This is a genomic window from Candidatus Acidianus copahuensis (assembly GCF_000632495.1).
Classification (GTDB): domain Archaea; phylum Thermoproteota; class Thermoprotei_A; order Sulfolobales; family Sulfolobaceae; genus Acidianus; species Acidianus copahuensis.
In genome coordinates this window covers 1-14,165 of record NZ_JFZT01000048.1, presented here as the reverse complement: position 1 = coordinate 14,165, position 14,165 = coordinate 1, and the positions used below count along the sequence as shown (strand labels likewise).

Here is a 14,165-nt window from a genome sequence, read left to right as displayed (position 1 = left end):
TATGATATCATATGAACCTTTAAGGGGTACTAAGGACTATTTTGGAAAGGAGGCATACGAAATAGAATATATTATTAATAGTTTCATTGAAGTAGCGGAAAAGGCTGGATATACTGAAGCTATTACACCATTAATTGAACAGTTTGAGCTCTTTTCTCTAAAAGGTGGAGAGGAGCTTAGAAAAACAATGTACGTATTCATGGATAAAGGAGGAAGAGAAGTAGCCTTAAGGCCAGAAATAACTCCAAGTATAGTTAGGTTATACCTTAATTCGCTTCAGCATTTTCCAAAACCTATGAGACTATATTATTATGGACCAGTTTATAGATACGATGAGCCACAATATGGAAGATTTAGAGAATTTAGACAAGCCGGCGTAGAAATGCTTGGTGACGATTCGATCTTAGGCGACATAGATATAATTCAACTTTTATTAGAATTTTATAAGAAAATTAATTTAACTAATATAAGAATTAAGATTAATAATATTGGCATTTATAGAAAAATATTTAAGTATATAGGTGTGAATGATGAAGAACAAGAACATATATTACATTTAATAGATAAAGGAAAAGTTGATGATGCTCTTTATAGCATAAGGGCTGATAGTAAGATCTTAGAATATATTAGACTTATTTTAAATTATAATGACGTAGATATAAATAATGTAGCTAATGTATATAATGAGGTAGAAGGAATAAAAATTCCAGGTTTACAAGAAGAGTTTGACAGACTTAAAGATTTGGCTTCCATCATGAATAAAATGAATGTGAATTATACAATAAATCTTGGTTTTGTTAGAGGGTTAGCATATTATACAGGGATAATATTCGAAGTTGAAAAACCTAATTTACCCTTTAGTATAGCAGGTGGGGGAAGATATGATAGTCTTGTGGAGTTATACGGGGGTCCGTACACACCAGCTATAGGATTCGCAATAGGTATAGAAAGAACATTAGCTGCTTTAACTGATAAAAATATTAAATCTGATATAAATAAGATTGTAATTATTTTTCTAGATAGAGATGTAATACCTTATGGTCTAAATATAGTAGAAGAATTGAGGGAAAATAATTTCTATGTAACTATTAATACAAAAGATATCTCTTTAACTAAACTTATACCATTTTATGCTGAGCAAGGTTATAAATACCTTTTGATTATAGGTAAGAAGGAACAAGAAAACGGTAGTGTAACAATAAAGGATTTAGGAGGAAAAGCCCAGCAAGTTATTGAGAGAAGAGAGCTAATAAATTTTCTTAAACTTACACTAAGTTAACTACATCAAGGTATTTTTGAGGAAATAATATAAGTCTTAAAGCTCTAATGTAAACGATACTATATGGAAGAATTACCCGCAACTGCAGTAGGAGTTAAAGTAAGTGATGGAGTAGTTTTAGTTTCTGAAAGAAGGTTAAGTTATGGCGGTTATGTACTCAGCAAGTCAGCTAAGAAGGTTTATCCTATATCGAGATTTGGTATAGCTGGAGCCGGACTCTTTGGGGATTTACAGGCTCTTATAAGGATCATGAATGCAGAAATAAAGTACTATGAGCTCTACAATCAAAGACCTATATCTACTAAAGCTGCAGCAAAATTGTTATCAGTTATTCTTTACCAGTACAAGTATATGCCATTTATATCTGAGATTCTATTTGGTGGTATTGATGATGGGAATCCACAGCTCTATGTATTAGATCCTTTAGGTTCTCTTCTAGATGATACATATGCTGCAGTAGGCTCAGGAGCTAGAGTTGCCATCGGTGTTCTTGAAGCTGAATATAATGATAAACTTTCACTTGATAAAGCTAAGGAGATAGGAATTAAATCAGTTAGAGCATCTATAGAAAGAGATATAACTTCAGGCGATGGAATAGATGTACTAGTTATAGATAAAACTGGAAAGTCCACTACAGAATTTATTAAGTATTAGCATTTTTTGCGCAGAAATATATATGATCTGTTATAGTTAGGTTCTTTTCTTCAAGGAAATTTTTGTCTGATTCTATTCTTATTAGCAATCCATATAGCGAGATGATTGTAACATATTTTCCTTCTGTTGATTTTTGTGTAACTATATACCCATGTCCACAGAAGTCTTTCTGTGTAAACTCTGGCTTATTCTTTGAAATTATGATATCATATTTATTATTCTTTGAAAATATATTTATTTGATTAACTATATCCATAGTTATTTTTCTCCCGTTATCACACACAAATTTCACTACATAAAGTTCTCTTAACGCTCCTCTATCTATATCTTCTACTTTACAAATTTCAGTAGAGTTAAGGTCTTGCACGATTTTTCGGTTTAATATTTAAGGCCTTATATATTAATCTTATGGGGATTGAATATGAGTCTTCAGCACAGAGTTTCCGTTGATCTAAACTCTTTAGTAGATAAGACCATAATAGTTAAACTTGTTAATAATAGAACGTATACTGGGGAGTTATCTAGTTTTGAAATATCTCCTCTTATTATAGCATTAAATAATGCAAAAGATAGTGAAAATAATCTCTTTTATAAGGTAATTATTAACGGAGATATAATATCTGAAATACTTGTTAAATCTCCTCCATTATTTGATGTAAGAGAATTTGCTTCTCTTCTAGAAAAGTCTCTTAACCTGAGAACTGGAGATATAAAGCTTTATGAAGAAGCGGGTTTCATTACAATCTTAGATAATATCAAAGTCTCTGAAAATGGTGTAGAGGGAAGAGGGCCTCTAGCTCAAAGGATAAACGATATTTTTGATGACTATATAGCTAAGAAGAAGAAGCGAAGTTGATATGATAGGAGATTTCGAAGTAAAGGATGAGGATTTAGCTGGAAGAATAGGATATCTTACTACTGCACATGGAAAACTTGAGACACCTGCATTTTTCCCTGTCATAAATCCACTTCGTAATGATCTTAGCATAAATGATATTCTGAATACTGGAATAAAAAATATAATTACTAATGCATTTATACTTAAAAAAAGAGATTATATAAAAGACACAATTCATAAAGATCTCAGGTTAGATAATGATATAATCGTCATGATGGACTCAGGAGGTTATCAAATTTTACAATATGGAAATGTAAACATTACTAATTCTGAAATAATAAAATATCAATCTAAGATAAAAGCTGATATTGGTGTATTTTTGGACGTTCCTACGGGCGATGTAGAAAATAAACATGAAGCTCTCCGAACAGTTGAAATTACTATGAAAAGAGGCGAAGAAGCAGCGAATTTAATACGAGAACTAGACAATAAGGATACTCTTTGGGTTCATCCTATACAAGGAGGGAAGTTTTTAGATCTAATCGAGTATTCTGCAAAAAAGGCCAATTCACTTGAGGAATTTTCTATGTTAGCCTTAGGTAGTCCTACTGTAATTATGGAAAAATATAACTATGATTTATTAATAGACATGATCTTTGCTGCAAGAGCTAATATTAGTAGAGGTAAACCTCTTCATCTCTTTGGAGGAGGTGTTCCTCATATAATACCTTTTGCTGTCGCTATGGGTATAGACAGCTTTGATTCGGCTTCATATATACTTTATGCTAGAGATGGACGATATCTTACTAGAAATAGAACGTATAAAATAGAAGATTTAGAGTACTTCCCGTGCAGTTGTCCAGTATGTACTAAATATACCCCTAAAGAATTAATGGAGATGGATGAAGATGAACAAACTAGGCTTTTATCATTACATAACTTATATAAAATATTAGAGGAAATAAAAGAAACAAAATTAGCAATAAAAGAAGGTAGACTTTTCGAATATCTTCAAGAAAAGGCGTTTTCTCATCCAGCAGTTTATTCTGCTTTCCAGAATTTATTGAAATATTCTTTATATTTAGAGAAATACGATCCAAGAGTAAAGGGAGAAGTAAAAGGAATTTTTCTTTTTGATCAATACTCCATGATACGTCCAGAAATTGTAAGATACCATCAGTATATGAGAAAATATAAGCAATCAAGTGATATGGCGGTAATTATTTGTGGAGATTTTTTAGAGCCTCCTTTTATATCAAATGAGTTTATAAAAGATATTCTAGTTAAGTATTCCAACTCAGCAGATGTGTTTATAGCATTTCCATATTACGGTCTAATTCCGGTAACACTTTCTGAATCATTTCCTCTTTCACAGTTCGAAAAACCTACAAACGTGCCGAATTATGTATATATAGAGACATCCAATTTAATAAACGATATAATATCAAAGACAAAAAAATATAGAAAAGTAATCCTAGAAATGTGTGAAAATTCGAAGTTACATATAATGTCTATCAGTTCCTAGTCTTTCCATTTCTTTTTGAATACTTTCTAATTGTTTCTTTAACTCTTCCTCTAGCTTTCTCGCATCTTCATATAGTTCCGATGCATCTATTTGAAGATCTAATAATTGATTTAACGCGTTTACAGCTTCGGCTGCTGCAGCTGGATCTATTCTATCTTTATCAGCATACGGTAAAATTGTAGTAGCAGGTACGTCATTAACTTCAGAATGAATAACAAATAGCGCTAATGGGCCAACTACAATTAGTTGTTTCTCTAGAGTTGGATATTGTAATTCAATTTTGGAAGATGATGTTTTGAACCATTTTAGTGGTTCTGTTCCTTGTCTATACCTTTTGTCTAAACCACCTATTAGCAAAACGTTTTGTATATGCATAGCATTAATCCATCTTGTAATATCTCTAGCGAAAGAATTCCACTCTTTTTGATATGGAAGGATATGATTTAGAAGAACTATTACTTTCTTTTCTTTATCGTAAAATAAGTCAAAAGGAGTAGCTATTCCATATTCATCTAGAAAGGTAACATCTCTAAGGTATTTAGTAGTAATAAATCCTATTCTTTTCATATTTCTTTTCAAAACTATATATCTAGGTGCTAGATATCCAACTTCACCTAATGTTCTAAATCCAGTTATAAATGTGGAACTACTTAGTTCAGCACTACTTATGCCCTTAAGTATTATTCTCATATTTAACCCTCTCCTTAACACTTAAGGCTATCCCCCTTTTATATTCCATTATTTCCTCTCCTGAGAGTCTTAGTTTTCCTATAGCAATAAGTTTATCGTCATTATCAACAACGATCGCCTGATCGCCATATCTCAAACTTTTATCTATATTGATTACATGTTTAGCGAAAACATTACCTCCAGTCATTATAGCTTCGCCAATATCTTTTGGAACAATTATCCTGTATTTAACTGGTTTTGTATATCGTCTTAATATCTCACCTGATAGTAACGTTAATGAGAACAAGTTGTCTTGTGCTCTTAAAACTAAAAAGAGGTTCATTTCGCTATTTAATACATTTCTTATTCTATTCGTATTGATTGAATTTTGTATATAAAAAATATTCTCAAGAAATGGATCTACCAGTTCTCTATCGAACTGATAGGCTAAAATTTCTGCTATATATTTCCTCTCTATATCTGAAATTTTATGTGGTATAGTTAAATATTCTCTCATGTGTATTTCTCTTCTCTATCCTTATACTCTCCCTGTTTTTTATTGCCTTTTATCTTGTTTATTGCTGCGATAAAATGCCTCATGTGTATTTCTCTCTCATTATTTCTAATTGCAAAATATCCTGCTTCAGTGCATATATTCTTTATATCAGCTCCACTTAATCCATCAGTTTGCCTTGAGAGGTAATCTAAGTCTATCTCGTCAATAGCGACTTTCATCTTGGATAGATATATATTAAATATGTCCTTACGTCCTTCAAAATTAGGTAGCGATATTTCTATTATTCTATCAAATCTACCTGGCCTTAATAGTGCAGGATCAAGTATATCTATCCTGTTCGTCGCAGCAATTATTTTTACATTATCAAGGGGCTGGAATCCATCTAATTCCGCTAATAGTTGCATCATTGTTCTTTGAATTTCTCTTTCCCCACTAGTACCTAAATCTACCCTTTTAGCACCTATTGCATCAATTTCATCGATAAAAACTATTGATGGGCTTTTCTCTCTAGCTAGTTCAAAGACTTCTCTAACAACTCTAGCTCCTTCGCCTACAAACTTTTGAGCAAATTCTGATGCCACTATATGAATAAACGTAGCATTACTTTCTGACGCTACTGCTTTTGCAAGTAGAGTTTTCCCAGTCCCAGGAGGTCCATAAAGTAAAACTCCTTTTGGAGGCTGTATTCCCATTTCTCTGAATAATTCTGGTTCCTTTAAAGGCAGTTCTATTACTTCTCTTATTTCATGTATTTGCTGTGATAATCCTCCAATCTCAGTATATTTCACATCCGGTCTCTCTATAATCTCCATAGATTTTACGAAAGGCTCCTCTCTATTTGGAAGCACTTTAACTATTGTAGAACCTCGTTGATTTAGTGCAACTAATTGACCTACTTCTAGTGTTTTAGTATTAATCTCATTGCTTACTGTTACTACAAGATTTGGACCAGACGTACTCTTAACAATTACATGTTCATTATCTATTATATCTAAAATTGTAGCTTCCACTAATGGAGGGCTAAGTAATTTCTCTAATTCTGACTTGTAATAATTAAGTTCTTTTCTAAGGCTTTCAGTTTCTGCCTGCAAACTAGTTAATTTTTCTTCTAAAATTCTAATGATCTGTTCATAATTATCAGAACTATACCTATCTCTAGGTAAGTCAAGCTCTCCAGACAACTTAAAACCCAACTCTTTTCTTGTTTAGATAAGCTAAAAATGTTTGTCACCACCTAATACATGTGGCCAATCAAAAAAATAGTATACAACTATACTGTGATATGTGTGGTAATCCGATTGTTGGAAAAGGAGTAACAGTAGTATATGAGGGAAGTACAATAACTGTATGTAGTTTATGTTATTCTAGGATAAGAAAGGCCTCTAAACCAGCCAGTCTGAATTCAACCCCTTCTCAAAAAAGAGTAAATGTCTCTAAACAAAAATCTACTAATTCAGAAAAAAGAAAAGATATAATTGATTTTGAAATTATATCAGACTATAGTTCAGTTATTAGATCAGCCAGAGAAAATAAGGGTATGACTACAAAACAGCTAGCAGAAAAACTGAAAACGTCTGAGAGCATTATAAAAAGAATAGAACAAGGTAAGCTAAAGCCTACTCTTGAACAGGCTAAACTTCTTGAGCGAATTTTATCCATAAAACTTATTATAAACCTTGAAAACACAGACGAGAAGAACGTAAGTTCAGAAAGCTCAGATTTCGAACTAACACTTGGAGATATTGTAAATATTAGAGATGGTAAAAAGTGAAAGCTGTATTATTTGTATCTGATGATTTTTTAGACGAAGCATCTACTTTAGCGGAAACCGCTGGTTATGAAATAGTATCGATCCTAAGACTTCCAAAACGTCCAAATCCTAGATATTATATTCAAGAAGACAGAATAGCGAAAATTAAAGAACAAAATGAAATTGATACTATTATAATATTTGACCTTCTAAAACCTAGACATTTTATTAATTTACAAAAAGATTTGAGGGATAAAAAGATTCTTGATAAGTTACTCTTACTCCTTGAAATATTTGCCCTTCATGCAGGCTCAAAAGAGGCTCAATTACAAATTGAATTAGCAAAGTTAAAATATGAACTTCCTATAATAAAGGATATTTATACTAAATTTAAAATAAATGAACAACAGGGATTATTAGGTGCAGGAGTTTATGGCGTAGAATCAATATTGAGGTTATATCATAGAAAGATAGCTAAAATATCGAGACAGTTAGAAAATATTAAGAAGAATCGTGAGCAAATGCTTAACCGTAGCACAGATATACCTTCTATAGCTATAGCTGGATATACTAATGCTGGAAAGACATCCATTTTTAATGCGTTGACAAGTCTTAATCAAAAAGTTGACTCATCAATGTTTACTACAATTACTCCAAAGAAATATAAAATTAAAGTAGATCACCTTGGTATAATGCTCATTGATACAGTTGGATTTATTCGAGGCATTCCACCACAAATTATTGATGCATTTTTTGTTACTTTATCTGAAATAAAATATGCTACCGGAATTTTGATGATAATAGATATTTCAATTGAGGATACGATAATTATGGATATGCTAAAGTCCTCATTTGATATTTTAAGAGAATTAGGAATTTCAGGAAAACCAATTATAGTTGTTGCTAACAAATCAGATAAATTAAACAATAAAGAACTCATTGATTCGAAACTTAATTTAATTAAAAAGATATCAGATGAGCTTTATTATCCTATAATTGATGTTATCCCAACATCTACTTTAACTAAGTATAATATAGATAAATTAAAGATGGAATTAAAGTCATTAATTAACGAACAAAAATTAAATTTTCATCTAAATGGCTAGGAAAACATAACATATAATAAACTTGAATCTAACATATATATGGGATACTAATTTGAGCGATCCGGATAAGATTGTTCTAGATCTAGCGAAGAATTTGCTTGGTGATGAAGTAGTAGAAGTTCTTCAATTTCTTTTAGACAAGGGAGCAGAGATGACAGATGATGAAATGGCAAATGAAATGGGAGTTAAAGTTAATGAGGTTAGGAAAAAGTTATACCTGCTTGCTGATCAAGGGTTAGTAAGTTATAGAAGAACCAGAGATAAGGATACAGGATGGTATGTATATTACTGGAAGGTTAATACGGATCAGATAAATGAAGTCCTGTTAACCAGAAAAAGGGAAGTTTTAGGAAAATTAAAGCTAAGATTAGAATACGAGGAAAACAATGAATTCTACATATGTCCTAAAGATAAAAGCAAGTATACGTTTGAGGAGTCATTTGAAAACGAATTTAAATGTACGAAGTGTGGCTCTTCTTTGGTATATTATGATTCAAAAAAGATTAGGGAAGTGCTAGAGAAAAAAATTAATGAGATGCAGCAAGAAATAAAAGAAGAAACTAAAAATGGGGTTAAAAGTTCTTGATATATTCTGTGGAGCTGGCGGTTTCTCTTTAGGCTTTAGGAATTCAGGCTTTAATTTAGTTATGGGAATAGATATTGATCATTCAGCGATTCGGACTTATTCGACAAATTTTCCTAATACGATTGCTCTTGAAGAAGATATAAGGTACATTACGGGAGATGAGATTTCTGAGTATGTAGGGGATATAGATATAGTTATAGGTAGTCCACCTTGTGAAGCTTTTACTGCCGCTAATTCTAAGAGATTAAAGGATCCTTTAGAAAGATTATATCTTGATAATAGAGGAAATCTTACACTCGAGTTTGTACGCATATTAAGTGAGATTAAACCAAGAATTTTTGTTATGGAAAACGTACCTGCAATAGTGGAAAACAAAGAATTAGAATATATATTAAGGGAAGAATTTAGAAAAGCTGGATTCGAGAATATCTATTTTAATTTTCTCAAAGCAGAAGATTTTGGTAATCCATCTAAACGTTTAAGAGTTTTTATATCTAATTTAAAAATTTATCCTATAAAAACAAGTAAAAAGACAACTGTTATTGAGGCTATAGGAGATTTAGATGAAAAAACAGATATTCCTAATAATGAAATTATTGAACCTACTGAAAAAAGGTTAAGCGAAATTAGTAAGTTAAGTATAGGAGACTATTTAACTGCATATAAGGCAGCTAGAAGAAATATTCCATTATATATAAGACTAGATCCATTTGATCTATCTCCTACAGTTCTTGGTAATTCCAGGTTTATTCATCCTTTCAGTGATAGATTTCTCACTGTTAGAGAGCAAGCTAGACTAATGAGTTATCCCGACGATCATGTGTTTATTGGTAGTAAGGACGAACAATATAATCAGGTAGGAGAAGCGGTTCCAGTAGCCTTATCAACCGCTATAGCCTCATTTATAAAAGGTGTACTATGAGTAATGTTTTAATAGGTCTCCATAATGTAACAAGTTCACAAAGATTAGTTGAATTTGTAAAAACTGCATTTTCTTTCAATATAAAATCTATTGTAATAACTAGAGTTAGTGGCACTGCTGCACAATCTGGTATTCCAGAAATTGGAAAAATAGCATTTAAAGAAGGAAAATCATTAATAATTCTTCCAGATCTAAAGGATGCAATAGAGGTAATACGACCTGATTCGATATTCCTAATAAGTCAGTCTGCAGAAATGGAATTTAATTTAAAAAATATAGAAAATAAATCATTAATTTATATAGTATTTTCTGGAAGTGAAGGTGGGTTTTCAAGAATAGAACAATCTATGGGAACTTTAACCAAAATTCCAAGGCTCAATAGAGAAATACCTCCAGTGGCTCTATTATCTATACTATTATATAATTTTATATCATAAAAAATTACTATCTTAAGATAGAGATATATTATAGAGTAGACTAAAATATATAAAGTTCAAGATAATATTTACAGCTAATAAATGCCGGGGTGCCCGAGCGGACCAAGGGGGTGGGCTCGAGACCATTCCAGCGAGACGAGCGACCCACTGTCCTCCAAGGACACACGGGTTCAAATCCCGTCCCCGGCGTAAACGTTTTTTTGCATAAATCGTATAAAGCTTTGCGGGGATGCCCGAGCTTGGCCAAAGGGGGCAGGTTCAGGCCCTGCTGGTGAAGACCTGCGTGGGTTCAAGTCCCACTCCCCGCATTAGATTTCTTAAAATAAACAAAAATGATATACAAAATAAAATTTAATTATGCAGGTACATAGATAGGGTTTTCCATTGTTGATTTTCTCTTCTCGTTTTGCATTATTTTTCTTATATGTTTGGGAATATTGAATAAAGTATTATTAGTTTCGCCATCGAAGAAACGTAATTCTCCATTTATTCTCTCCTTAATTCGTTTCTCTAATTGATCCTTATCGAATATTGTAGGACTTCCTTTATCTGAGGCATATACGAATCCCCATAATCCATCAAAAGATGGAATATGCACTATAGATGCAGAAACAAATTTGAATACCTGTCTAATCGTGTTAAATATCGCTGTAAAAGTCTCTAGAGAGAATGAGGGAGAAGTAGCTTGTGTTACCATTCCACCTCCAGGAGATAGACGAGACTTAATAAGTTGATAAAATTCTTCTGTATACAGCATATATGAAGTGTTACCTTTAATTGGATCTGTCAGATCTAAAATTATTGCGTCATATATCTCTTTTTCATCTCTCACGAAATTATAGGCATCTGAGATAACTAGTCTAGTTCTCTTATCATCAAAAGCGCCTTGATGCCATTCTTGCAAATATTGCTTAGCAAAATCAATAACAGATTTATCTATATCTACCATGGTCACGCTCTTAACATCTTTATATTTTAGAACTTCTCTAAGTGTTGCACCTTCTCCACCACCCAATATTAGAACTTTCTCTATCTTATCTAACCCTAGTAATAAAGGATGAACTAGAGTTTCATGATATATAAATTCATCCTGAACGGTAGACTGAATTTTGCCGTCAATAATCAATGTTTTTCCAAATCTTGAAAGTTCTGCAACCATAATTCTTTGAAATGGAGATTTTATATCAACTATTACATGGTCTATAAGATGCCCATGAAATTCCGATGAAGCTTGCCACTCTATATGCCAGCTCCATCCAAAATTGCTAAATGTTAGACTATCCTTATTCCGTTTATCTTTTTGTTCTGCCAACTATATCGCCTTATTTTTCTCGATTTTCCAAATCCACAAGCTGCACAGTAACCTTCTCTTGCATTAAACGCGTTTCTGCCACATCTTCTACATCTTATATGTGTAGCTCCCTTATTCATTTTACCGAACGACGGCGTACCTTTCATTTAATATTCACCTATGATTGTATAGGGGATATTAATATTACATTATCTCCTCTTATTACAATAGTACCTATTTTTTTCCCTGCTCCGTCGCTCTGTATTTCTTCTGAATCTGATAATACTAAATTCATATGTTGATCATAACTCTTTAAATATCCTCTAACTTCTTTGTTACCCTTTAGTTTTACTAGAACTAAACTACCTACAGATTCTGTTAATACCTTGTGAGCTGTCTCTGCCAAAATAACACACCATTTTCATAAATTATCTTTCCATTTAAAAGCTATCGTATAATTAATTAGGAATCAAATGTAAGAGTCCCGCCGCGGGGACTTGAACCCCGGACCACCCGGTAACCGCCACCTATCTACAGCCGGGCGCTCTAAACCGGGCTGAGCTACGGCGGGTCTTACGATATCTTTAGCGCTTTAAGAGAATATAAGGTTATCTCTGAGAGTTACTTTTATACTCATGGCAATAGCTATACTTCTTTATCTCTGAGGTTAATAGGGCAGAATACCATCATAGGAGAGAATGAATAGCCTACTTATAGAAATATGAAATCCCTTTTCATGTAATAGTCAGTTTTCACTATAGTTTTCCGATTTAGATCTTATGCTGACGACTCAGTAGTGAAGGCGTTAAAAGCCCAGTTAGCGTGAGAGGTATATAACACGCTACAGTGGATATCAATTTACTTTTATGAAAGAGATAGAAAGCCCTTAAAAGCAGTTTCAGTTAAATCGTGACATTTTTACACATTTCACTCTTTCAAAATGCCTATATTTTAAAAGCAAAAATAACTTGTCCCAAAGATGAGTATTGTAGAGTCGAAGGGACTACAAATGAGTGAAGAGGAACTAAGAATGTGCGGGTTTCCCCACAATCCTGAGGTCTGGGACTTGGGTTGTGGGTGGGGTTATCCCGCTAATGGGGCGGATCGTGATGATGAGCTTCGGCTCAGAACGTGGTGAAGCCCAAGGGTTTCATGGACATGACAATAAGTGTCCATAAAGCTCAAGCTCACTAGATCTACGGAAACGAGACAAAGAATACCAACAACTTCATTCTTAAGTAGTTCAAGCTATTACTGACCGTTTTTATGAATTAAAGAAAAGTTTTTCGAGGGAGAAACAAATTTCCCAAAGGAAAAAGTACGATAGGTACTACTCTCTCCTTTACTCACAAAGTTATTGGAAGCTAAAGAATAAAAACAAGAAGTTCAAAATCCCATACCTCTCATCTAGGAGACTTCGAAGTAAGGCTGTATCGAGAATTTCCAGCCAACAAGGTTTCTTGCATTATAGCGAAGTTAAAAACGGCTGACAAGATCTTCGTGATTTGGGTTATTGAGGGCTATGAATTTCCTAAATTGAAGAAAACTAGAAAAAATATGTTGGCATCAGTATTTGGTATATAATGGTAAGAAGTTCAAACTAGTTAATCCCGCGTATGCTTCAAGGACTTGTCCTCCTTGTGTTTATGTATAAGGATAGTATACCTCTTTCTAAGGAACTTTAGCCTGTGGAAAAATGCGGTTAAGTAACGGACCGTGACTTTGTAGTCATGCTTAATGTTGTGTTTCGCGCAAGGTAGGAATTATACCTAGGTACTGTGGAGTTAGCCTCTCTACCTCGACAAAAACCAAGGTAAAGGTTAACAATGAAGTAGAAAGATCGACCGAGAGGTTGAGGTAATTCACTTCATATTGCGAGATAATGAGAAACTTTAAATGCAATTTTATATTATTAAGATAGAGGGCCCGTAGTCTAGCCTGGTTAGGATGCGGCCCTTACAAGGCTGAGGTCCTGGGTTCAAATCCCAGCGGGCCCATAGTACGCATAGGTATATATACATATCTGGTTAAAATTGTAGGTTAATCTCAATTAAGGGAGATACTGGGATATGCAGTTCATTAACCTTTTATTCTTTTACGTTCCTTCTTTTAGATATACCTTACACACCTCTGGAACTCACATTACCATTGTTTTTATGATATAGACTCCCGGAAAAAAATGGTAACGCAAAAATTTCACGATCTAAGCAAAAACTGTTAACTACGGCATTCTCCATAAGAGTAACCGATTGGTTGAAGACATAGAACGACTTGTGGACATATGCATCATAACAGGATTTGAAGAGTTCAATGAATTTATAAGATAGTTGTATGATACGGTAAATTCCAAGTACTACTACTCATGATAGATCTGAAGATACATATCTATTAAACCCGTAAGAGTGAAACCCGCTTAGTCTATCTACTCTTAATTATATAGTGTATCTCTTTGTTAAATTAATAGTTTTGTTAATTATTTGAGTATTTCAACTAGTTGAGCCATTCTAATAATATAGAATTATATGATTATAAGCGTTAGCCCAGATCATGATGAAGCCTAAGAGTTTTATGGACATGATAATAAGTACCGT

The 14,165-nt window shown here is 33.0% G+C and carries 17 protein-coding genes and 4 tRNA genes; 13 read left to right on the top strand and 8 right to left on the bottom strand.

Annotation, left to right across the window (positions count from 1 at the left end):
- Position 1: 1 nt before the first annotated feature.
- Positions 2 to 1,279 carry a histidine--tRNA ligase gene (gene hisS / locus CM19_RS08820; protein ID WP_048100091.1) on the top strand — a complete coding sequence of 426 codons (1,278 nt, stop codon included), beginning with the start codon at positions 2 to 4 and terminating at the stop codon, positions 1,277 to 1,279.
- Positions 1,280 to 1,342: 63 nt separating this feature from the next.
- Positions 1,343 to 1,933, top strand: a complete 591-nt coding sequence (gene psmB, locus CM19_RS08815; RefSeq protein WP_048100090.1) for an archaeal proteasome endopeptidase complex subunit beta — start codon at positions 1,343 to 1,345, stop codon at positions 1,931 to 1,933.
- On the opposite strand, the gene CM19_RS08810 is transcribed toward psmB, so the two are convergent.
- Entirely contained in the window at positions 1,923 to 2,300 is a 378-nt protein-coding gene (locus CM19_RS08810) for a DNA-directed RNA polymerase subunit G (protein WP_048100089.1), read from the bottom strand. The two genes, psmB and CM19_RS08810, sit on opposite strands and share 11 nt — an antisense overlap.
- A gap of 54 nt (positions 2,301 to 2,354) precedes the next feature.
- Here CM19_RS08810 and CM19_RS08805 point away from each other — a divergent pair, with 54 nt between their 5' ends.
- Together CM19_RS08805 and tgtA are read left to right on the top strand one after the other, a co-directional pair.
- Positions 2,355 to 2,789 carry an Lsm family RNA-binding protein gene (locus CM19_RS08805; protein ID WP_048100088.1) on the top strand — a complete coding sequence of 145 codons (435 nt, stop codon included), beginning with the start codon at positions 2,355 to 2,357 and terminating at the stop codon, positions 2,787 to 2,789.
- Position 2,790: 1 nt separating this feature from the next.
- Entirely contained in the window at positions 2,791 to 4,296 is a 1,506-nt protein-coding gene (gene tgtA / locus CM19_RS08800) for a tRNA guanosine(15) transglycosylase TgtA (RefSeq protein WP_048100087.1), read from the top strand.
- On the opposite strand, the gene CM19_RS08795 is transcribed toward tgtA, so the two are convergent.
- From CM19_RS08795 to CM19_RS08785, 3 genes are read right to left on the bottom strand one after another with little or no spacing between them, the layout of a single operon-like run.
- Positions 4,270 to 4,986, bottom strand: coding sequence for a proteasome assembly chaperone family protein (locus tag CM19_RS08795; RefSeq protein WP_048100086.1), 717 nt, complete (start codon positions 4,984 to 4,986; stop codon positions 4,270 to 4,272). The genes tgtA and CM19_RS08795 overlap by 27 nt on opposite strands.
- On the bottom strand, positions 4,970 to 5,482 hold the full coding sequence (locus CM19_RS08790; protein WP_081801254.1) for a PUA domain-containing protein: 513 nt from the start codon (positions 5,480 to 5,482) through the stop codon (positions 4,970 to 4,972). The genes CM19_RS08795 and CM19_RS08790 overlap by 17 nt, the downstream gene beginning before the upstream one ends.
- A complete protein-coding gene (locus CM19_RS08785) occupies positions 5,479 to 6,663 on the bottom strand; it encodes a proteasome-activating nucleotidase (protein ID WP_048100085.1) in 1,185 nt (394 codons plus the stop codon). Before CM19_RS08785 ends, CM19_RS08790 begins: the two co-directional genes overlap by 4 nt.
- 62 nt (positions 6,664 to 6,725) lie before the next feature.
- On the opposite strand from CM19_RS08785, the gene CM19_RS08780 reads away from it, so the two are divergent.
- The 7 genes from CM19_RS08780 to CM19_RS08750 all read left to right on the top strand — a co-directional run bounded on the left by CM19_RS08780 (position 6,726) and on the right by CM19_RS08750 (position 10,591).
- Entirely contained in the window at positions 6,726 to 7,253 is a 528-nt protein-coding gene (locus CM19_RS08780) for a multiprotein bridging factor aMBF1 (RefSeq protein ID WP_235185660.1), read from the top strand.
- Positions 7,250 to 8,338 carry a GTPase gene (locus CM19_RS08775; RefSeq protein ID WP_048100083.1) on the top strand — a complete coding sequence of 363 codons (1,089 nt, stop codon included), beginning with the start codon at positions 7,250 to 7,252 and terminating at the stop codon, positions 8,336 to 8,338. Before CM19_RS08780 ends, CM19_RS08775 begins: the two co-directional genes overlap by 4 nt.
- 52 nt (positions 8,339 to 8,390) lie before the next feature.
- Positions 8,391 to 8,924, top strand: coding sequence for a transcription factor (locus tag CM19_RS08770; protein ID WP_048100082.1), 534 nt, complete (start codon positions 8,391 to 8,393; stop codon positions 8,922 to 8,924).
- Positions 8,905 to 9,846 carry a DNA cytosine methyltransferase gene (locus CM19_RS08765; protein ID WP_048100081.1) on the top strand — a complete coding sequence of 314 codons (942 nt, stop codon included), beginning with the start codon at positions 8,905 to 8,907 and terminating at the stop codon, positions 9,844 to 9,846. Before CM19_RS08770 ends, CM19_RS08765 begins: the two co-directional genes overlap by 20 nt.
- Complete coding sequence (locus CM19_RS08760) at positions 9,843 to 10,283, top strand: RecB-family nuclease (RefSeq protein ID WP_048100080.1); 441 nt, start codon at positions 9,843 to 9,845, stop codon at positions 10,281 to 10,283. Before CM19_RS08765 ends, CM19_RS08760 begins: the two co-directional genes overlap by 4 nt.
- A gap of 83 nt (positions 10,284 to 10,366) precedes the next feature.
- Positions 10,367 to 10,472 (top strand) — tRNA-Ser (locus CM19_RS08755).
- A gap of 34 nt (positions 10,473 to 10,506) precedes the next feature.
- Positions 10,507 to 10,591: transfer RNA gene (locus CM19_RS08750), tRNA-Leu, on the top strand.
- Positions 10,592 to 10,638: 47 nt separating this feature from the next.
- On the opposite strand, the gene speE is transcribed toward CM19_RS08750, so the two are convergent.
- The 4 genes from speE to CM19_RS08735 all read right to left on the bottom strand — a co-directional run bounded on the left by speE (position 10,639) and on the right by CM19_RS08735 (position 12,145).
- A complete protein-coding gene (speE, locus tag CM19_RS08745; protein ID WP_048100079.1) occupies positions 10,639 to 11,595 on the bottom strand; it encodes a polyamine aminopropyltransferase in 957 nt (318 codons plus the stop codon).
- Entirely contained in the window at positions 11,556 to 11,741 is a 186-nt protein-coding gene (locus CM19_RS12790) for a 50S ribosomal protein L37e (RefSeq protein WP_081801253.1), read from the bottom strand. The genes speE and CM19_RS12790 overlap by 40 nt, the downstream gene beginning before the upstream one ends.
- An 11-nt stretch (positions 11,742 to 11,752) precedes the next feature.
- Entirely contained in the window at positions 11,753 to 11,980 is a 228-nt protein-coding gene (locus CM19_RS08740; RefSeq protein WP_048100078.1) for an LSM domain-containing protein, read from the bottom strand.
- A 76-nt stretch (positions 11,981 to 12,056) separates the two neighbouring features.
- Positions 12,057 to 12,145: transfer RNA gene (locus CM19_RS08735), tRNA-Tyr, on the bottom strand.
- 408 nt (positions 12,146 to 12,553) lie between these two features.
- Between CM19_RS08735 and CM19_RS13100 the strand changes: the two genes are divergently transcribed.
- A complete protein-coding gene (locus CM19_RS13100; RefSeq protein ID WP_160164877.1) occupies positions 12,554 to 12,712 on the top strand; it encodes a hypothetical protein in 159 nt (52 codons plus the stop codon).
- Positions 12,713 to 13,496: 784 nt separating this feature from the next.
- Positions 13,497 to 13,571, top strand: a tRNA-Val gene (locus CM19_RS08730).
- Positions 13,572 to 14,165: the final 594 nt, after the last annotated feature.

Excerpts from the sequence above, each read along its gene's own strand:
- hisS (WP_048100091.1), top strand. The coding sequence starts at position 2 with ATGATATCATATGAACCTTTAAGGGGTACTAAGGACTATTTTGGAAAG.
- psmB (WP_048100090.1), top strand. The coding sequence starts at position 1,343 with ATGGAAGAATTACCCGCAACTGCAGTAGGAGTTAAAGTAAGTGATGGA.
- CM19_RS08805 (WP_048100088.1), top strand. The coding sequence starts at position 2,355 with ATGAGTCTTCAGCACAGAGTTTCCGTTGATCTAAACTCTTTAGTAGAT.
- tgtA (WP_048100087.1), top strand. The coding sequence starts at position 2,791 with ATGATAGGAGATTTCGAAGTAAAGGATGAGGATTTAGCTGGAAGAATA.
- CM19_RS08795 (WP_048100086.1), bottom strand. The coding sequence starts at position 4,986 with ATGAGAATAATACTTAAGGGCATAAGTAGTGCTGAACTAAGTAGTTCC.
- CM19_RS08790 (WP_081801254.1), bottom strand. The coding sequence starts at position 5,482 with ATGAGAGAATATTTAACTATACCACATAAAATTTCAGATATAGAGAGG.
- CM19_RS08765 (WP_048100081.1), top strand. The coding sequence starts at position 8,905 with ATGGGGTTAAAAGTTCTTGATATATTCTGTGGAGCTGGCGGTTTCTCT.
- CM19_RS08760 (WP_048100080.1), top strand. The coding sequence starts at position 9,843 with ATGAGTAATGTTTTAATAGGTCTCCATAATGTAACAAGTTCACAAAGA.
- CM19_RS12790 (WP_081801253.1), bottom strand. The coding sequence starts at position 11,741 with ATGAAAGGTACGCCGTCGTTCGGTAAAATGAATAAGGGAGCTACACAT.
- CM19_RS13100 (WP_160164877.1), top strand. The coding sequence starts at position 12,554 with ATGAGTATTGTAGAGTCGAAGGGACTACAAATGAGTGAAGAGGAACTA.